Here is a 17,868-nt window from a genome sequence, read left to right on the forward strand (position 1 = left end):
GGCAGAGAGGTCACACCCGTTCCCATACCGAACACGGAAGTTAAGCTCTCTAGCGCCGATGGTAGTTGGGACCTTGTCCCTGTGAGAGTAGGACGTCGCCAAGCAACTAAACACGAGTCAAATGACTCGTGTTTTTTCGTGTTTTCTTTTATAATCCATAGTAATTAAAAAAATATGCTTAAATAATTACTATTTTGATTAAATGCAGGGGAATGTGGCTAGGATAGTGAATAAGCAAAAGAGTTGCAAATTTTATTAATACGTATATAATTAAAGTCAAAGATAGTCAAAGTCAATAAAGGTGGCGGATAAATGAGAAATATATCTGATATCATTGAGCAATATCTAAAGCAAGTTATTGACTTAAGTAATAATAATGTGATTGAAATCAAAAGAAATGAGATTGCGGATCGATTCGAGTGCGTACCATCTCAAATCAATTATGTAATCAATACCCGTTTTACATTAGAAAGAGGATTTGTAGTAGAAAGTAAACGTGGTGGAGGAGGTTACATTCGCATTATAAAAGTCAAACTGCATGATGATATAGACATTATTGATCAAATGCTTCATATGATTGATCATAGCGTTGCACAAGGGAATGCAGAGAGTATGATTATACGTTTATTAGAAGAGGGAATCATAACAGGCCGTGAAGCAAAATTAATGTTAAGTGTACTAGATCGTTCTGTATTATCAATGGATATTCCTTCTCGAGATGAACTTAGGGCTCGAATATTATGCGCAATGTTAAGAACACTGAAATATAAATAAATACAGCTTTTGTAAAAGAATGATAATTAAGATAGGGCAGTTAAATATTGTAGAAGTTTTGAAAAAGAGCATGTACTTTTATCTGAGTGGATTAAGGAAAGAGGACAATCTAGTAATGTATGAAAAGTATCATGAGGTAGATCGTTCCTGTTGTAAAGGTGGGGATATTGATGACTTGTCAAAACTGTAATATAAGACCAGCAACTTTACATTATACAAAAGTAATCAACGAGAAGAAGGCGGAAGTTCATCTTTGTGAGCAATGTGCGGAGCAAAGTGGCTATACGTCTTTCTTTCAATCATCACAGTCTAACTTTTCATTTCATGATGTATTTGCTGGTTTATTACACGGTGAATCAACAATGTTTGGAGAAGGAAAAAACGGGTTTTCAAATACAAATACAGTAAGATGTCCAGATTGTAAGATGACATATGAACATTTTACAAAAGTGGGACGCTTTGGTTGTGCTTCTTGTTACGATACATTTAAAGGACACTTAAACCCATTGTTAAAGCGACTTCATGGTGGACATACAGAACATTGTGGAAAAATTCCGGAACGAATGGAAGGAAATATCCACTTAAAGAAAGAATTAGATGAACTAAAACTTATTCTGAAACAATATGTACAGAATGAGGAGTTTGAGAAAGCTGCTGAGGTAAGAGATGAGATTCGAGGGCTTGAAACTCAGCTTAGTGAGCATAGAGAGGGGGAGTAGTTCTATGTCACTGGACAAAATTATGAATGAAGCGATTAGTCCATGGATGAAGGGGGATGGCCCTGATTCTGATATTGTTTTAAGTAGTCGAATTCGTTTGGCTCGTAATTTTAAGCAATATCAATTTTCTACTATGCAAAACGAAGAGGAAGCTCAAAAGGTTCAAGAATTATTTAAAAAGAAATTTATAAATAAAGCGGTAGAGCCCTTTGGGAAGTTTGGACTATTAAAAATGAATGAACTAACTCCTCTTCAAAGGCGAGTTTTAGTCGAAAAGCATTTAATTAGTCCAAATCTAGCAGGGACCGAATATGGAGCATGTCTGTTATCAGAAAGCGAACACATTAGTGTGATGCTTAATGAGGAAGACCACATTAGGATTCAGTGCCTATTTCCAGGACTACAGTTATCAAAGGCGCTTCAAAGCGCCAATCAAATAGATAATTGGATTGAGAAAGAGGTTGAATATGCTTTTGATGAATCACTTGGATATATTACGAGTTGTCCTACTAACGTTGGTACAGGATTAAGAGCTTCTGTAATGATTCATTTACCAGGGCTGGTTTTAACAAAAAGAATTAGCCGTATTATACAAGTAATTCAAAAATTAGGTTTAGTAGTAAGAGGAATATACGGTGAAGGTAGCGAAGCGTTAGGTAATATATTTCAAGTATCAAATCAAATGACGTTAGGGAAATCCGAAGAAGATATTATTGCAGATTTAAAGAGTGTCATGCAGCAAATTATACAACAAGAACAATTGGCCAGAGAATTAATTGTACAAAATTCGAGCATTGAGCTTGAAGATAAGGTTTATCGTTCTTACGGTATACTAGCAAACAGTCGTTTAATTCAATCTGCAGAAGCGGCAACTTGCTTATCGGATGTACGACTCGGTATTGATCTAGGATATATAAAAGGTATATCGAGAAATATTTTGACTGAGCTAATGGTTCTTACGCAACCTGGTATTTTACAACAATATGCAGGAGGACCTTTAGGACCAGAAGAAAGAGATTATCGAAGAGCAACCTTAATCCGTGAGCGATTACGTATTGAAAAAAACTAAGCGCAAGTAGGAGGCGATTTCTATGATGTTTGGAAGATTTACAGAAAGAGCACAGAAAGTATTAGCTTTATCTCAAGAGGAAGCAATTCGCATTGGGCATAATAACATTGGAACAGAACATATTTTACTTGGGCTTGTACGCGAAGGTGAAGGAATTGCAGCAAAAGCGTTAATTGCTCTTGGATTGAGCCCGGAGAAAGTGCAAAAAGAGGTAGAAGCGTTAATTGGACGTGGAACAGAAGCTTCTCAAACTGTACATTATACACCTCGTGCTAAAAAAGTTATTGAATTGTCTATGGATGAAGCGCGTAAGCTAGGACATTCTTATGTTGGAACAGAACATATTTTACTTGGCTTAATCCGTGAAGGTGAAGGTGTAGCGGCACGTGTATTAAATAATTTAGGTGTAAGCCTCAACAAAGCAAGACAACAAGTGTTACAACTTCTTGGAAGTAACGAAGCAAGTTCAGGTCACCAAGGTGGTTCATCGACAAATGCAAATACACCGACACTAGACAGTTTAGCGCGCGACTTAACAGTTGTTGCACGTGAGAATCGTTTGGATCCTGTTATTGGACGTAGTAAAGAAATTCAACGTGTAATTGAAGTGTTAAGCCGTAGAACAAAAAACAATCCAGTGTTAATTGGAGAGCCTGGTGTAGGTAAAACAGCAATTGCTGAAGGGTTAGCACAGCAAATCGTAAATAATGAAGTTCCTGAAACGTTAAGAGATAAGCGTGTTATGACACTAGATATGGGAACAGTGGTAGCTGGGACGAAATATCGTGGTGAGTTTGAAGATCGTTTAAAGAAAGTAATGGATGAAATACGTCAAGCAGGGAATATTATTCTATTTATTGATGAACTTCATACATTAATCGGTGCAGGTGGAGCAGAAGGTGCAATCGATGCATCGAATATTTTAAAACCATCTTTAGCACGCGGAGAATTACAATGTATTGGTGCGACAACTTTAGATGAGTATCGTAAATATATTGAAAAGGATGCAGCTTTAGAGAGACGTTTCCAGCCAATTCATGTTGATGAGCCGAGTCTAGAAGAATCAACTCAAATCTTGAAAGGGTTACGCGATCGTTATGAGGCGCATCACCGTGTGTCTATTACAGATGATGCAATTGATGCAGCTGTAAAACTTTCAGATCGTTATATTACGGATCGTTTCTTACCAGATAAAGCAATTGATTTAATTGATGAAGCTGCTTCAAAAGTTCGCTTGCGTTCTTATACAACACCACCAAACTTAAAAGAGCTTGAAGTGAAGCTTGAGGAAATTCGAAAAGAAAAAGATGCGGCTGTACAAAGTCAAGAGTTTGAAAAGGCTGCTTCCTTACGTGATATGGAACAACGCTTACGTGAGAAATTGGAAGATACAAAGCGTCAGTGGAAAGAACAACAAGGAAAAGAAAATTCAGAGGTTACGGTAGAAGATATTGCAAATGTCGTTTCTACATGGACACGTATCCCTGTTTCTAAACTTGCACAAACAGAGACTGATAAATTATTAAACTTAGAATCCATTCTTCATGATCGTGTCATCGGTCAGGATGAAGCTGTAGTGGCTGTAGCGAAAGCTGTTCGTCGTGCAAGAGCAGGACTGAAAGATCCGAAACGTCCAATTGGTTCATTTATTTTCTTAGGGCCAACAGGTGTAGGTAAAACAGAATTAGCAAGAGCATTGGCAGAATCTATGTTCGGTGATGAGGATGCAATGATTCGCATTGATATGTCTGAGTATATGGAGAAACATTCAACTTCTCGCTTAGTTGGTTCTCCTCCAGGATATGTTGGGTATGAAGAAGGCGGACAATTAACAGAGAAGGTTCGTCGTAAGCCTTATTCAGTTGTCCTATTAGATGAAGTAGAGAAGGCACATCCTGATGTATTTAATATTCTACTACAGGTATTGGAAGATGGTCGTTTAACTGATTCTAAAGGACGTACAGTTGATTTCCGTAATACGATTGTTATTATGACGTCTAACGTTGGTGCTGAGGCGTTAAAACGTAACAAACATCTTGGATTTAACGTACAAGATGAAAGCCGTGATTATTCGGATATGAAAGGTAAAGTAATGGATGAGCTGAAAAAGGCATTTCGTCCAGAATTCTTAAACCGTATTGATGAAATTATCGTATTCCATATGCTTGAGAAAAAACATATTCAAGAAATTGTGACTCTTATGGTAAATCAGTTAGTGAATCGCTTAAAAGAACAAGAAATTGAATTGCACTTAACAGAAGGAGCGATTGCAGCTATTGCTGATAAAGGGTTTGATCGTGAATATGGTGCTCGTCCACTACGTAGAGCAATTCAGAAGCATGTAGAAGATAGACTATCGGAAGAACTTTTAAAAGGTGCTATTGAGAAAGGTCAAAAAGTTATCTTTGATGTAGAAGGGGAAACATTTGTCATTCATAGTGCTGAAAAGGTAAAATAAGTATAGACAAACTAAGAGGGCTACGAGATAGCCCTCTTTCTTGTACGAGAAGGTCAAATGTTTATAGATGAAAGCGAAGTGAAATATAAAAAGATATGGCTAAAAAGAAAACAAAATTCACATGTCAAGAGTGTGGTTATCAATCACCAAAATATATGGGTAAATGTCCAGGGTGTGGTCAATGGAATTCGCTTGTTGAAGAGATGGAACCCGTTGTATCATCCAGACGCCTAAATTATGCAAATGCAATTCAAACAGAAGTAACAAAACCAAGACGTCTTACAGAAGTAGAAACAAAGTCTGAGGCACGTATTGAAACAAAATTTCAAGAGTTTAACCGTGTACTAGGTGGCGGAATTGTAGATGGATCTTTAGTACTTATTGGTGGGGACCCTGGGATTGGAAAATCAACGTTATTATTACAGATTTCCTCGCAATTAGCAGATGCTTCATATGATGTATTGTATATATCAGGTGAGGAGTCAGCAAAGCAGATTAAACTTCGTGCAGATCGTTTACATGTAAATGGTAGTAATCTATTTGTTGTATCAGAGACAGATTTACAGCGTATTGCAGCACATATTGAAGAGATGAATCCTGCTTTTGTTGTTATTGATTCTATTCAAACGATACATTTACCTGAGGTAACATCAGCTCCTGGTAGTGTGGCGCAAGTACGTGAATGTACAGCAGAATTAATGAAACTTGCAAAAACAAAGGGAATCCCAATTTTCATCGTAGGACATGTGACAAAAGAAGGTGCAATTGCGGGACCGCGTATGCTAGAACATATGGTCGATGCAGTTCTTTACTTTGAAGGAGATCGACACCATACATATCGTATTTTACGAGCTGTAAAGAATCGTTTTGGTTCTACGAATGAAATGGGTATCTTTGAAATGAAAGAACTTGGCCTTGCAGAAGTCTTAAATCCTTCTGAAATTTTCCTTGAGGAAAGACCAGTTGGAGTTGCAGGTTCAACAGTAGTTGCCTCAATGGAAGGAACAAGACCAGTTTTAGTAGAAATACAGGCATTAATTTCCCCTACTAGTTTTGGAAATCCTCGAAGAATGGCGACAGGAATTGATCATAATCGTGTCTCGCTTATTATGGCGGTACTAGAGAAAAGAACAGGTTTACTATTACAAAATCAAGATGCGTATTTAAAAGTAGCTGGTGGTTTGAAATTAGACGAACCGGCAATTGATTTAGCTGTCGCCTTAAGTATAGCTTCAAGTTTTAGAGATAAATCTACGGCACCAACTGATGCGGTAATAGGAGAAGTTGGATTAACTGGAGAAATAAGAAGAGTATCAAGAATTGAACAACGTGTACAAGAAGCAGCTAAATTAGGATTTCAACGTGCTATCATTCCTAGAAAAAATTTAGGGGGATGGACAATTCCAGAGGGGATTGAGGTTGTAGGTGTTTCTAATTTGGGAGAAGCGCTTCGTTTGACATTAGGAGGCTAGGCTATGGAAGAAAATAAGCAACGTGTCAAAAGTATGATTAACATTTTACAGCTCGTGGCCCCAGGAACACCACTGCGCGAAGGGATAGATAATGTACTTCGCGCACAAACGGGGGGACTAATTGTTCTTGGGTATAATGAGCAGATTAAAAGCATTGTTGATGGTGGTTTTCATATTAATTGCGCATTCTCTCCTGCTAGTTTATATGAATTAGCAAAAATGGATGGAGCACTTATTTTAAATGAAACTGGAAGTAAAATTTTAATTGCAAACGCACAGTTAGTTCCAGATTCATCTATTGATTCTATTGAAACAGGTATGCGTCACCGAACAGCAGAGCGTGTAGCAAAGCAGACGGGCAGCCTTGTTGTGGCCATTTCACAAAGACGTAATGTAATTACGCTATATCAAGGGAACTTACGTTATACATTAAAAGATATAGGTGTCATTTTAACGAAGGCAAATCAAGCAATTCAAACGCTAGAAAAATATAAGGCTGTATGGAATGACGGCATTACGAATTTGGGTATTCTAGAATTTGAAGAGGTCGTTACAATGTCCGAGGTGGTTCACGTTTTACATAGTGTTGAAATGGTGCTGCGTATTAAAAATGAAATATTGAGCTATATTCATGAGTTAGGAACAGAAGGTAGGTTAATTCGTTTACAGCTTACAGAATTACTAGCTGATTTAGAGGCAGAGGCAGCATTGTTAATTAAAGATTATCACCAGGAGAAAACACAAGACCATCATCAAATCTTGAAAAAGTTACAAGATCTTGCAAATACACAACTTTTAGAGGATAGTGATTTAGTTAAATTGCTTGGCTATCCAGGACAAACAAGTTTAGAAGAAAGTGTGACACCTAGAGGGTACCGAATCACAAGCAAGATTTCTCGTGTTCCGCCACTTATTATCGAGAATTTAATTAATCGATTTAAAACATTGCAAGGTGTTTGCCGAGCAACTATTAATGAATTGGATGATGTGGAAGGAATTGGAGAAGTGAGAGCGAAGAAAATACGAGAAGGTCTAAAAAGAATTCAAGAGCATCTCTATATGAGTAGACACAATTAAGAATATTACATTGATTCTATAATATAACGACACTAGAACATTTTTGGTATATGATATGATATATTGGTAAATAAAACTATTTACAAAAAAACACGTCCGCTTTTGCATTCGGCGTTTTGATTAGCGAAACAATGGTTAATAATGAGTAGGAGGTGGTTGGATGTTAAAACGGATTGTACAGCTCTTCTTTTTAGTGATCGGGGGAGCGTTAGGGATTTACTTAATCCCAAAAATTATTAATGTATTAGATATCGGTGCGGTTCCTTTGTTGGAAGGATCGTATGTTCGTGCAATTATTGGTGCAATTATTTTATTTTTAACAACATTTTGGCTTGTAGATTATATTGTTCAACTTATTAAGCATATTGAAGAGGCTCTTGTAAAGGCGCCTGTAGCAGATGTTTTATTTGGTACATTAGGATTAATCTCTGGTCTTATTGTTGCATATTTAATTTTGATACCAATTCGTGAATTTACAATTCCAGTTATTAGTACGGTGTTGCAAGTGTTCTTCACCCTTTTACTTGGATATTTAGGATTCCAAGTAGGATTTAAAAAGAGGAATGAATTGCTAGGATTATTTACATTACCCCAACGCGGAGGTAAGAAGAAAAACAATAGTGAGAATGAAGAGGTAGAGGTCGAAGCAGAAAAATCTACGACTCATTGGAAAATTCTCGATACGAGTGTAATTATTGACGGACGTATTGCAGATATTTGCCAAACAAAGTTTTTAGAAGGAACAATTGTCATTCCGCAATTCGTATTAGAAGAGCTTCAGCATATTGCCGATTCTTCAGATGCTTTAAAGCGTAATCGTGGCCGCAGAGGGCTAGACATTTTAAATCGTATTCAAAAGGAGATGCCAATTCCGGTAGAAATTTATGAAGGCGATTTCGATGATATCCAAGAAGTAGATAGCAAGCTTGTAAAGTTGGCAAAAATCACTGGTGGAACTGTAGTAACAAACGATTTCAATTTAAACAAAGTTTCTGAATTACAAGGGGTTACGGTGTTAAACATTAATGATTTAGCTAATGCGATTAAACCAGTCGTACTCCCTGGTGAAGAATTAAGTGTTTATGTTGTGAAAGATGGTAAAGAACAAAATCAAGGTGTTGCATACTTAGATGATGGTACGATGATTGTAGTAGAAGATGGTAGAGAGTATGTGGGTTCACAACTTGACGTACTTGTTACTAGCGTATTACAAACATCGGCTGGTCGTATGATTTTCGCAAAACGTAAATTGCTAGAAAAAGCATTATAAGTAGAGGATTATTAATATGTATACATTAATTATTCCGGCAGCGGGCCAAGGAAAACGAATGGGTGTTGGTAAAAATAAGTTATTTTTACTTATAGATGAAGTACCAATTATTGTGCACACATTGCGTGCTTTTGAAAAAGATAAAGCGTGCAAAAGTATTATTATGGCAATTAACGAAGAAGAACGCCCGTATTTTGAAGAGTTAATGCAGAAGTACCAGATTGAAAAGCACGTACAATTCATTCAGGGTGGAGCCGAAAGACAAGATAGCGTCTATAACGCACTTCAGTATGCGAGTGGTGTCGAATATGTTCTTGTGCATGACGGGGCGCGCCCGTTCGTAACGAATAAAGTGATTCGCGATGTATTAACTGCAGCAGAAAAATATGGAGCTTCCATTTGTGCAGTGCCAGTAAAAGATACTGTTAAGAAAGTAGAGCAGGGTGTTGTTGTAGAAACGGTAGAGCGATCTCAACTTAACGCTGTACAAACACCACAAGGATTCTCTGTTTCTCTTTTGCTAGAAGCTCATAGAAGCGCAAAGCAAAGTTGTTTTCTTGGCACAGATGATGCAAGTCTCGTAGAACGTGTTGGGAAGCAAGTAGGTGTAGTAGAGGGGAGTTACTATAATATTAAAGTGACGACTCCGGAAGATCTATTAATTGCTGAAAGTTTCCTACGTGTTCAAAAGAAATAACATTGATGACGTGTTAATAAAGAAAAGCTCGGCAACAGCCGGGCTTTTCTTTATAAGGATAGCGATATAATATAGAGTCATAAAGCTCAGTAGTTTAGCTTAAGGAGGAAGTAAGGATGTTTCGAATTGGACAAGGTTTTGATGTACATGAATTTGCGGAAGGGCGCCCGTTGATTATCGGTGGAATTACAATTCCACACGAGAAAGGATTAATCGGCCATTCAGATGCAGATGTATTGTTACATACGATTGCTGATGCATGTTTAGGTGCGATTGCAGCAGGAGATATCGGAAAGCATTTTCCTGATACAGACCCAGCTTTTAAAGATGCAGATTCAGCTGTATTGTTACAAAAAGTTTGGGAATTTGTGCGTGAACAAGGTTACGAGTTAGGAAATTTAGATTGTACAATTATTGCTCAAAAACCAAAAATGGCACCACATATTGAGAGTATGCGTAAGCGCATTAGTGAACTGTTAGAAACGTCTATCGATAACATTAATGTAAAGGCAACAACAACAGAAAAATTAGGATTTACAGGTAGAGAAGAAGGGATTGCTTCTCAAGCGGTTGTTTTATTACAGAAAAAATAATGGTTTTTAATTCGTAAGATGGATAATCACATTTTTTTGGTGTACAATTATAGAATGTGTTGACATTAAGAATGGAAGGTGTACCAATTATGGAAAAGCAAGTGAGAGTGCGCTACGCGCCAAGTCCAACAGGACACTTACATATCGGAAATGCGCGTACGGCATTATTTAATTATTTATTTGCTCGTCATTTAGATGGCAAATTTATTATTCGTATTGAAGATACTGATGTAAAACGTAACGTGGCTGGTGGAGAAGAAAGCCAATTAAAATACTTGAAATGGCTCGGTATGGACTGGGATGAAGGTGTTGATGTTGGTGGTGAATTTGGACCATATCGCCAAACAGAGCGTTTAGATATTTATAAAAAATTATATGAAGATTTATTAGAGCGTGGTCTAGCTTATAAATGTTATATGACAGAAGAAGAGCTAGAAGCAGAGCGTGAAGGACAAATCGCTCGCGGTGAAACACCTCGTTACGCAGGTAACCACCGTGAATTAACTGAAGAACAAGTGAAAGAATTTGAAGCTGAGGGACGTATTCCAAGTATTCGTTTCCGTGTACCAGCTGATCGTGACTACACATTCAAAGATATTGTAAAAGATGAAGTTGCGTTCCATTCAAATGATTTCGGTGATTTTGTTATTGTGAAAAAGGATGGAATTCCAACTTATAACTTTGCAGTAGCAGTAGATGATCATCTAATGGAAATTACACATGTACTTCGTGGTGATGATCATATTTCAAATACACCGAAACAAATGATGATTTATGAAGCTTTCGGCTGGGATATTCCACAATTCGGTCATATGACTCTAATTGTTAATGAAAGTCGTAAAAAGTTAAGTAAGCGTGATGAATCTATTATTCAATTTATTGAGCAATATAAAGAGCTTGGGTATCTTCCAGAAGCAATCTTTAACTTTATTGCACTACTAGGTTGGTCTCCGGTAGGAGAAGAAGAAATCTTCTCTAAAGATGAGTTTATCAAAATGTTCGATGCAGCTCGTTTATCAAAATCACCTGCATTATTTGATTCTCAAAAACTAAAATGGATGAACAACCAGTATATGAAAAAGCAAGATTTAGATACGGTTGTAGAGTTAAGCTTACCGCATTTAGTGAAAGCTGGACGTGTGGGAGAAACTTTAAGCGAACAAGACCAAGCTTGGATTCGTGATGTAATTGCTTTATACCATGAACAAATGAGTTTTGGAGCTGAAATTGTAGAGCTTTCTGAAATGTTCTTTAAAGATCATGTTGATTATGAAGAAGAAGGACAAGAAGTATTAAATGGTGAACAAGTACCTGAAGTACTTCGTGCATTTGCTGGTCAAATAGAAGCTCTAGAAGCAATGGAGCCAGCAGCAATTAAGGCAGCGATTAAAGCAGTTCAAAAGGAAACAGGACATAAAGGTAAAAATTTATTTATGCCAATCCGTGTTGCAACTACAGGACAAACGCATGGTCCAGAGCTTCCGAATGCTATTGCACTTCTTGGAAAAGAAAAAGTTTTAAATCGTCTTCAAAAAGTAATTGGTTAACATTTTCTAGGTTTAGAAATATAATAAGTATACCTAAAACCTAATAAGGAAAAGCGACGAGAAGGAGAAGTAGAAAATCAGGCTTTTTACAGAGAGAACCACCTTTAGGCTGGGAGTGGTTTATAAGCGGATTTTTGAAATGCCCCTTCGAGTCTTCTGCTGAACAGCGAATTGCTTCGTGGGATGTCTTAGGCCGCAAAGTAAGCAGAAGCGGTTTACACCGTTATCATGGATGAGTTTGAGGCTTTTTTAAGCCTAAACAGAGTGGAACCGCGCTTAAAAGGCGTCTCTGTCAATATGACAGAGACGCCTTTTTTTTATACCGTGTAAATAGGTATGAATATAGAATTTATCTCCTTATATAAAGAATTAGGGGAGAAGTGATGAGTTAGGGGAGTTAGTTCGCTCGACAAAAAAGCAGCCCATAAAGGGGAGGGAACACCGATGTTTAAGAGGCTTCGGGAAGATATTGAAGTCGTTTTTGAACAGGATCCAGCGGCAAGAGGTTATTTCGAAGTCATTTTAACTTACTCTGGATTACATGCAGTTTGGGCCCATCGAATTGCACATGCTTTTTATAAAAGAAATTTTTTCTTTCTTGCACGTTTTGTTTCACAAGTGAGCCGCTTTTTTACTGGCATTGAGATCCATCCAGGAGCAACAATTGGTCGACGTTTTTTCATAGATCATGGAATGGGAGTTGTAATCGGAGAAACTTGTGAAATTGGTGATAATGTAACGATTTATCAAGGGGTTACATTAGGTGGTACAGGAAAAGAAAAAGGAAAGAGGCATCCAACAATTCAGGATAATGTATTAATTGCGACGGGTGCTAAAGTTCTTGGTTCTATTACTGTGGGAGAGAATTCTAAAATCGGAGCAGGGTCTGTCGTATTAAAAGAAGTTCCTGCACATTCTACAGTTGTAGGTATACCTGGCCGTGTCGTTATTCAAAATGGAGTAAAGATTGGTCAAGAATTAAATCACTCTGACCTTCCGGATCCGATTTTTGATAAATTAAAGGCTATGGAAGTAGAACTTGATAAATTGAAGAAACAATTGGAATTAAAGGTAGAAAGGAAGGATAAAAATGACTATTCACATTTATAATACGTTAACACGTCAAAAAGAAGAGTTTGTTCCATTAGAAGAAAATAAGGTAAAGATGTATGTATGCGGACCTACAGTTTATAACTACATTCATATTGGGAATGCAAGGCCTCCTATGGTATTCGATACAGTGCGTCGTTATTTAGAATACAAAGGATACGATGTGCAATATGTATCTAACTTTACGGATGTAGATGATAAATTAATTAAAGCGGCAAATGAATTAGGTGAAGATGTACCGACAATTGCTGATCGTTTTGTTGAAGCGTACTTTGAAGATGTAACAGCACTAGGTTGCAAACACGCAACAGTCCATCCTCGTGTAACAGAAAATATGGATATCATTATTGAATTTATTCAAGAACTTGTGAATAAAGGGTATGCATATGAATCAGAGGGTGATGTGTACTTTAAGACGAAGGAATTCGAAGGTTACGGTAAATTATCACATCAACCAATCGCAGATTTACGTCACGGTGCTCGTATTGAGGTAGGGGAAAAGAAACAAGACCCTCTTGATTTTGCTTTATGGAAAGCTGCGAAAGAAGGAGAAATCTTCTGGGAAAGCCCTTGGGGGCAAGGACGTCCAGGATGGCATATTGAATGCTCAGCAATGGCGCGTAAGTACTTAGGGGATACAATTGACATTCATGCTGGTGGTCAAGACTTGGCTTTCCCACATCATGAAAATGAAATTGCGCAGTCAGAGGCATTGACTGGAAAAACGTTTGCACGTTACTGGATGCATAATGGATATATTAATATTAACAATGAGAAGATGTCTAAATCGCTTGGTAACTTTATTTTAGTTCACGATATTATTAAGCAATACGACCCGCAGTTAATTAGATTCTTTATGTTATCAGTACACTATCGTCACCCGATTAACTTTAGTGAAGAGTTATTACAAAGTACGAATAATGGACTGGAAAGAATTAAAACAGCTTATGGAAACTTAAAGCATCGTATGGAGAGTAGTACGGATTTAACGGATCATAATGAGAAATGGTTAGCTGAAATAGAGAAATTCCAGACTGCATTTGAAGAGGCAATGAATGATGACTTTAACACTGCAAATGCAATTACCGAATTATACAACGTAGCAAATCATGCAAATCAATATTTACTTGAAGAGCATACATCTAAAGTTGTGATTGAAGCATACGTAAAACAACTGGAAACGTTATTTGATATTTTAGGATTAGAATTATCAAAAGAAGAATTACTGGATGAAGAAATCGAAGAGCTTATCCAAAAGCGCATTGAAGCTCGTAAAAATCGTGATTTTGCATTGTCTGATCAAATTCGTGACGATTTAAAAGAACGTAATATTATTTTAGAAGATACCGCTCAAGGTACAAGATGGAAAAGAGGATAAGGATGATCGATGCAAAGCAATTAAACAGCTTGGCGTTAGCGTATATGGGTGATGCGGTATATGAACAATATATCCGCTATCACCTCCTTCAAAAAGGAAAAGTTCGCCCTAATCAATTACACCGCTTAGGGACGAGCTTTGTTTCAGCAAAAGCACAGGCGAAAGTTGTTTATCATTTATTAGAGACGGCATTTTTGACAGAGGAAGAAGAGGCGGTATTAAGAAGAGGGCGTAATGCAAATTCAGGTACAGTTCCGAAAAATACGGATGTACAAACATATCGACATAGTACAGCCTTTGAAGCGCTAATTGGTTATCATCATTTATTAAATAATCGTGAAAGATTAGACGAAATTGTATATAAGGCAATTGCAGTTTTAGAAGAAAAGGAAGGGGGCACATCATCATGACTAGTGAATATATTATCGGACGTAACCCTGTAATTGAAGCGTTAAGATCAGGGAGAGATATTAATAAAATTTGGATCGCAGAAGGTGCTGCCAAAGGACAAGTACAAATTGTACTAGCGTTAGCGAAAGAAAATAAGATTATTTTACAACATGCACCAAAGAAAAAGTTAGATCAATTAGTTGAGGGTAATCATCAAGGTGTAATTGCTCAAGTAGCTGCATATCAGTATGCAGAGTTAGAAGATTTATTCAAAGTGGCAGAAAAACGTAATGAAGATCCATTCTTCTTGATTTTAGATGAGATTGAAGATCCGCATAACCTAGGTTCTATTATGCGTACTGCTGATGCAACAGGAGCTCATGGAATTATTATTCCGAAGAGAAGAGCTGTGGGACTTACAGCATCAGTTGCGAAAGCATCAACAGGAGCGATTGAATACATTCCTGTTGCGCGCGTAACAAACTTATCTCGTACAATTGATGAATTAAAAGAGCGTGGACTTTGGATTGCTGGTACAGATGCCAAAGGGAAAACGGATTACCGTAATTTAGATGGTACAATGCCGATTGGGTTAGTAATTGGTAGTGAAGGAAAAGGTATGAGTCGTATTATTGGTGAAAAGTGTGATTTCTTAATCACTTTACCGATGGTTGGTAAAGTTACATCCTTAAATGCTTCAGTAGCCGCAAGTTTGTTAATGTATGAGGTATATCGTAAACGTCACGAAATTGGTAAATAAAAAATGAACGATATTTTAATCGTTGACGGTTACAACATTATCGGAGCTTGGGGAGATTTGAAGAAACTGCGGGATGTAGATTTACAATCATCAAGAGATGCGCTTATTGATAAGATGGCGGATTATCAAGGTTATACAGGTATAAAAGTGATGATAGTCTTTGATGCCTATACAGTCCATGGTATTGAAAAAAAGATGAAACAATCTCGTGTAGAAGTAATATTCACACGAAAGAATCAAACTGCAGACGAAAAGATAGAGCAACTTGCGATAGAGCTTAGAAATATAAATACACAAATATATGTTGCGACTTCTGATTATACAGAACAATGGGTTATATTTGGGCAAGGTGCCCTTCGAAAATCTGCGCGTGAATTAGAGTTGGAAGTACAAGCGATGGAACAACAAGTAAGAAGGCGCACAAAAGACACGAAAGAACAGCAGCCCGCCATGCGAAAGATATTTAGTAAAGATATTACAGAAAAATTAGAAAAATTAAGAAGAGGAGAGCGTTGAAGCATTGACGCTCTTTATCTTTTTACTGTATAATATTGCTAAATAAATAGCGGTCGGAGGGATCAAGGTGGAAGCAGGCTTCGTAAGTATAGGCGACGTTACATTTCGTGATTTAGAGGATGAGGCAATCGTTGAGTTAGTTCGAAAAGGTAATATTGACGCTCTAGAATATTTAATTCACAAGTATAAGAACTTTGTTCGTGCGAAATCAAGATCTTACTTTTTAGTGGGTGCCGATCGAGAAGACATTGTTCAAGAAGGTATGATAGGGTTGTTTAAAGCAATTCGTGATTATAAAGAGGACAAGCTGTCTTCATTCAAAGCATTTGCTGAACTATGTATCACTCGACAAATTATTACCGCTATTAAAACGGCAACAAGACAAAAACATATTCCTTTAAATTCGTATGTGTCTTTAGATAAGCCGATTTACGATGAGGAATCTGATCGAACGTTATTGGATGTTATTTCTGAAGCGAAGGTGACTGATCCTGAAGAGATGATCATTAGCCAGGAAGAATATACAGACATAGAATCAAAAATATCTGAATTATTAAGCGATTTAGAAAGGAAAGTGCTTTCTTTATATTTAGATGGTCGTTCTTATCAAGAGATTTCAGAACAGTTAAACAGGCATGTGAAATCTATTGATAACGCTTTACAAAGAGTAAAGAGAAAATTGGAACGATATATGGAAATGAGAGAAAGTACAACTTTAAATTCATAAGAAGTAACAAGTGCTACAGGTGTAAAATAAATCACCTGTTTTCTTTTGTAGAGAGTACAAAATGCATGTCATTGACATTGTCTTTTATTGTATGATACATTTTTAGGGACATAATGTTACAAGGTTGGTGTAACTAATGAGGAAAAAAGTTGTACTCTCATGTGAAGAGTGTAAAAATCGAAACTACTCTACTATGAAAGATACGAGCTCAATAGAGCGACTTGAAATAAAAAAGTTTTGTAAAACATGCAATCAGCATACAGTTCACAAGGAAACAAAATAAATAATTGAAATAATACACTGGAGGTCCCGCAGATGCGTTTAACGAACTTTTTCGGCGATGTAGGTCGCGAAATGAAAAAAGTAAGTTGGCCTAAAAAAGATGAATTACTCCGCTCAACAGCGACTGTTGTTGCTACAGTTGTGTTCTTTGCGATTTTCTTCGCAGTAGTTGATATGGGCATTTCTTCTTTAATTCGGTTAATTCTTGGTTAATTCTTGAATAAGAAGCACTTATCCATGATATAATGTTATTTATAAGAACTGTGTAAAAGCCCGGTGAACGGGTTTTTTCATTTGCGCAAAAAAATGTACGTCAGGGAGGGAAGGACGCTCGTCCTAAATGAATGGAAAAAAGTTGGTATGTTGTCCATACTTATTCTGGATATGAAAATAAAGTAAAAGCAAACCTAGAGAAACGTGTAGAATCAATGGGTATGCAAGATAAAATTTTCCGTGTTGTTGTCCCGGAAGAAGTAGAAGTAGAAATGAAAAACGGAAAAGAAAAATTAATGAAAAGAAAAGTGTTCCCAGGTTATGTATTAGTAGAATTAATCATGACTGATGACTCTTGGTATGTTGTACGTAACACGCCGGGTGTAACTGGGTTCGTTGGTTCTTCTGGTTCTGGATCTAAACCATCACCTCTATTAGAAGAGGAAGTTGTTACCATTATGAAACATATGGGAATGGATAACGAAGTGGTTGATTTCGACTTTGAACTTCATGAGACAGTACGTGTAAATGAGGGGCCATTCGCAGATTATACAGGTGCTATTGAAGAAATTGATGTGGAGAAGAAAAAGGTTAGCGTGCTTGTGGACATGTTTGGTCGCGAGACTCCAGTTGAACTTGACTTCCATCAAATTGAAAAATTATAAAATGAAACTTGAAATGAATTGTAAAAAGTGATAATATCTTTTAAGTCAGTACGTCTTCGTTATCGGAGACGTTTTTTGAAAGATTTTATCCTTACAGATAAAATATGACGTGGGAGGGCAAATCACTGTCCAATTGACCACATCACGGACT

19 protein-coding genes, 1 rRNA gene and 1 other annotated feature are annotated in these 17,868 nt (G+C 37.1%); all 20 genes read left to right on the plus strand.

All coding sequences use genetic code 11. The annotated features are described in order from the left end of the window. Positions 1 to 104, plus strand: a 5S ribosomal RNA gene (gene rrf / locus MR136_RS26465); the annotation flags it as partial. A gap of 208 nt (positions 105 to 312) precedes the next feature. Beyond that, positions 313 to 774 carry a transcriptional regulator CtsR gene (gene ctsR, locus MR136_RS26470; RefSeq protein ID WP_001244565.1) on the plus strand — a complete coding sequence of 154 codons (462 nt, stop codon included), beginning with the start codon at positions 313 to 315 and terminating at the stop codon, positions 772 to 774. 170 nt (positions 775 to 944) lie between these two features. Beyond that, the gene (locus tag MR136_RS26475) at positions 945 to 1,493 is read left to right on the plus strand and encodes a protein-arginine kinase activator protein McsA (RefSeq protein ID WP_000128399.1); all 549 of its coding nucleotides are present in this window, start codon (positions 945 to 947) and stop codon (positions 1,491 to 1,493) included. 4 nt (positions 1,494 to 1,497) lie between these two features. Beyond that, positions 1,498 to 2,562 carry a protein-arginine kinase McsB gene (locus MR136_RS26480; RefSeq protein WP_017673990.1) on the plus strand — a complete coding sequence of 355 codons (1,065 nt, stop codon included), beginning with the start codon at positions 1,498 to 1,500 and terminating at the stop codon, positions 2,560 to 2,562. Between the two features lie 22 nt (positions 2,563 to 2,584). Then, complete coding sequence (clpC, locus tag MR136_RS26485; RefSeq protein WP_000971183.1) at positions 2,585 to 5,020, plus strand: ATP-dependent protease ATP-binding subunit ClpC; 2,436 nt, start codon at positions 2,585 to 2,587, stop codon at positions 5,018 to 5,020. A 95-nt stretch (positions 5,021 to 5,115) separates the two neighbouring features. After that, complete coding sequence (radA, locus tag MR136_RS26490) at positions 5,116 to 6,492, plus strand: DNA repair protein RadA (protein WP_001085202.1); 1,377 nt, start codon at positions 5,116 to 5,118, stop codon at positions 6,490 to 6,492. 3 nt (positions 6,493 to 6,495) lie between these two features. Continuing rightward, the gene (disA, locus tag MR136_RS26495) at positions 6,496 to 7,569 is read left to right on the plus strand and encodes a DNA integrity scanning diadenylate cyclase DisA (protein ID WP_000392163.1); all 1,074 of its coding nucleotides are present in this window, start codon (positions 6,496 to 6,498) and stop codon (positions 7,567 to 7,569) included. Between the two features lie 160 nt (positions 7,570 to 7,729). Continuing rightward, positions 7,730 to 8,839, plus strand: a complete 1,110-nt coding sequence (locus tag MR136_RS26500) for a PIN/TRAM domain-containing protein (protein WP_000919677.1) — start codon at positions 7,730 to 7,732, stop codon at positions 8,837 to 8,839. 16 nt (positions 8,840 to 8,855) lie between these two features. Beyond that, positions 8,856 to 9,536: a 2-C-methyl-D-erythritol 4-phosphate cytidylyltransferase gene (gene ispD / locus MR136_RS26505; RefSeq protein WP_242259680.1), complete on the plus strand. Its 681-nt coding sequence runs from the start codon at positions 8,856 to 8,858 to the stop codon at positions 9,534 to 9,536. A 116-nt stretch (positions 9,537 to 9,652) separates the two neighbouring features. After that, the gene (gene ispF, locus MR136_RS26510) at positions 9,653 to 10,129 is read left to right on the plus strand and encodes a 2-C-methyl-D-erythritol 2,4-cyclodiphosphate synthase (protein ID WP_000488386.1); all 477 of its coding nucleotides are present in this window, start codon (positions 9,653 to 9,655) and stop codon (positions 10,127 to 10,129) included. Positions 10,130 to 10,218: 89 nt separating this feature from the next. After that, positions 10,219 to 11,676, plus strand: a complete 1,458-nt coding sequence (gene gltX, locus MR136_RS26515) for a glutamate--tRNA ligase (protein WP_000415143.1) — start codon at positions 10,219 to 10,221, stop codon at positions 11,674 to 11,676. 47 nt (positions 11,677 to 11,723) lie between these two features. Further along, positions 11,724 to 11,970 (plus strand) — a binding site (T-box leader). A 150-nt stretch (positions 11,971 to 12,120) separates the two neighbouring features. After that, positions 12,121 to 12,786: a serine O-acetyltransferase gene (gene cysE / locus MR136_RS26520; RefSeq protein ID WP_000476497.1), complete on the plus strand. Its 666-nt coding sequence runs from the start codon at positions 12,121 to 12,123 to the stop codon at positions 12,784 to 12,786. After that, the gene (cysS, locus tag MR136_RS26525; RefSeq protein WP_000152276.1) at positions 12,767 to 14,164 is read left to right on the plus strand and encodes a cysteine--tRNA ligase; all 1,398 of its coding nucleotides are present in this window, start codon (positions 12,767 to 12,769) and stop codon (positions 14,162 to 14,164) included. The genes cysE and cysS overlap by 20 nt, the downstream gene beginning before the upstream one ends. Before the next feature lie 2 nt (positions 14,165 to 14,166). Continuing rightward, positions 14,167 to 14,574 carry a Mini-ribonuclease 3 gene (locus tag MR136_RS26530; RefSeq protein WP_000564261.1) on the plus strand — a complete coding sequence of 136 codons (408 nt, stop codon included), beginning with the start codon at positions 14,167 to 14,169 and terminating at the stop codon, positions 14,572 to 14,574. Next, complete coding sequence (gene rlmB, locus MR136_RS26535) at positions 14,571 to 15,314, plus strand: 23S rRNA (guanosine(2251)-2'-O)-methyltransferase RlmB (protein ID WP_000200237.1); 744 nt, start codon at positions 14,571 to 14,573, stop codon at positions 15,312 to 15,314. The genes MR136_RS26530 and rlmB overlap by 4 nt, the downstream gene beginning before the upstream one ends. A 3-nt stretch (positions 15,315 to 15,317) precedes the next feature. Next, positions 15,318 to 15,830: an NYN domain-containing protein gene (locus MR136_RS26540; protein ID WP_000997876.1), complete on the plus strand. Its 513-nt coding sequence runs from the start codon at positions 15,318 to 15,320 to the stop codon at positions 15,828 to 15,830. 67 nt (positions 15,831 to 15,897) lie between these two features. Continuing rightward, positions 15,898 to 16,557: an RNA polymerase factor sigma-70 gene (locus MR136_RS26545; protein WP_242259681.1), complete on the plus strand. Its 660-nt coding sequence runs from the start codon at positions 15,898 to 15,900 to the stop codon at positions 16,555 to 16,557. A 136-nt stretch (positions 16,558 to 16,693) separates the two neighbouring features. Continuing rightward, positions 16,694 to 16,840 (plus strand): 50S ribosomal protein L33, encoded by a 147-nt coding sequence (rpmG, locus tag MR136_RS26550; protein WP_014481927.1) that lies wholly within the window; start codon positions 16,694 to 16,696, stop codon positions 16,838 to 16,840. A gap of 32 nt (positions 16,841 to 16,872) precedes the next feature. Beyond that, complete coding sequence (gene secE, locus MR136_RS26555; protein ID WP_001241323.1) at positions 16,873 to 17,052, plus strand: preprotein translocase subunit SecE; 180 nt, start codon at positions 16,873 to 16,875, stop codon at positions 17,050 to 17,052. Positions 17,053 to 17,183: 131 nt separating this feature from the next. Further along, positions 17,184 to 17,717, plus strand: coding sequence for a transcription termination/antitermination protein NusG (gene nusG / locus MR136_RS26560; RefSeq protein WP_000415794.1), 534 nt, complete (start codon positions 17,184 to 17,186; stop codon positions 17,715 to 17,717). Positions 17,718 to 17,868 lie beyond the last annotated feature (151 nt).

The sequence above is a fragment of the Bacillus cereus group sp. BfR-BA-01311 genome (genome assembly GCF_022664295.1).
GTDB classification, from domain to species: domain Bacteria; phylum Bacillota; class Bacilli; order Bacillales; family Bacillaceae_G; genus Bacillus_A; species Bacillus_A cereus.

What these genes read in the sequence shown, in the direction of transcription:
- ctsR (WP_001244565.1), top strand. Translation starts at nt 313, where the DNA reads ATGAGAAATATATCTGATATCATTGAGCAATATCTAAAGCAAGTTATT.
- MR136_RS26475 (WP_000128399.1), top strand. Translation starts at nt 945, where the DNA reads ATGACTTGTCAAAACTGTAATATAAGACCAGCAACTTTACATTATACA.
- MR136_RS26480 (WP_017673990.1), top strand. Translation starts at nt 1,498, where the DNA reads ATGTCACTGGACAAAATTATGAATGAAGCGATTAGTCCATGGATGAAG.
- clpC (WP_000971183.1), top strand. Translation starts at nt 2,585, where the DNA reads ATGATGTTTGGAAGATTTACAGAAAGAGCACAGAAAGTATTAGCTTTA.
- radA (WP_001085202.1), top strand. Translation starts at nt 5,116, where the DNA reads ATGGCTAAAAAGAAAACAAAATTCACATGTCAAGAGTGTGGTTATCAA.
- disA (WP_000392163.1), top strand. Translation starts at nt 6,496, where the DNA reads ATGGAAGAAAATAAGCAACGTGTCAAAAGTATGATTAACATTTTACAG.
- MR136_RS26500 (WP_000919677.1), top strand. Translation starts at nt 7,730, where the DNA reads ATGTTAAAACGGATTGTACAGCTCTTCTTTTTAGTGATCGGGGGAGCG.
- ispD (WP_242259680.1), top strand. Translation starts at nt 8,856, where the DNA reads ATGTATACATTAATTATTCCGGCAGCGGGCCAAGGAAAACGAATGGGT.
- ispF (WP_000488386.1), top strand. Translation starts at nt 9,653, where the DNA reads ATGTTTCGAATTGGACAAGGTTTTGATGTACATGAATTTGCGGAAGGG.
- gltX (WP_000415143.1), top strand. Translation starts at nt 10,219, where the DNA reads ATGGAAAAGCAAGTGAGAGTGCGCTACGCGCCAAGTCCAACAGGACAC.
- cysE (WP_000476497.1), top strand. Translation starts at nt 12,121, where the DNA reads ATGTTTAAGAGGCTTCGGGAAGATATTGAAGTCGTTTTTGAACAGGAT.
- cysS (WP_000152276.1), top strand. Translation starts at nt 12,767, where the DNA reads ATGACTATTCACATTTATAATACGTTAACACGTCAAAAAGAAGAGTTT.
- MR136_RS26530 (WP_000564261.1), top strand. Translation starts at nt 14,167, where the DNA reads ATGATCGATGCAAAGCAATTAAACAGCTTGGCGTTAGCGTATATGGGT.
- rlmB (WP_000200237.1), top strand. Translation starts at nt 14,571, where the DNA reads ATGACTAGTGAATATATTATCGGACGTAACCCTGTAATTGAAGCGTTA.
- MR136_RS26540 (WP_000997876.1), top strand. Translation starts at nt 15,318, where the DNA reads ATGAACGATATTTTAATCGTTGACGGTTACAACATTATCGGAGCTTGG.
- rpmG (WP_014481927.1), top strand. Translation starts at nt 16,694, where the DNA reads ATGAGGAAAAAAGTTGTACTCTCATGTGAAGAGTGTAAAAATCGAAAC.
- secE (WP_001241323.1), top strand. Translation starts at nt 16,873, where the DNA reads ATGCGTTTAACGAACTTTTTCGGCGATGTAGGTCGCGAAATGAAAAAA.
- nusG (WP_000415794.1), top strand. Translation starts at nt 17,184, where the DNA reads ATGGAAAAAAGTTGGTATGTTGTCCATACTTATTCTGGATATGAAAAT.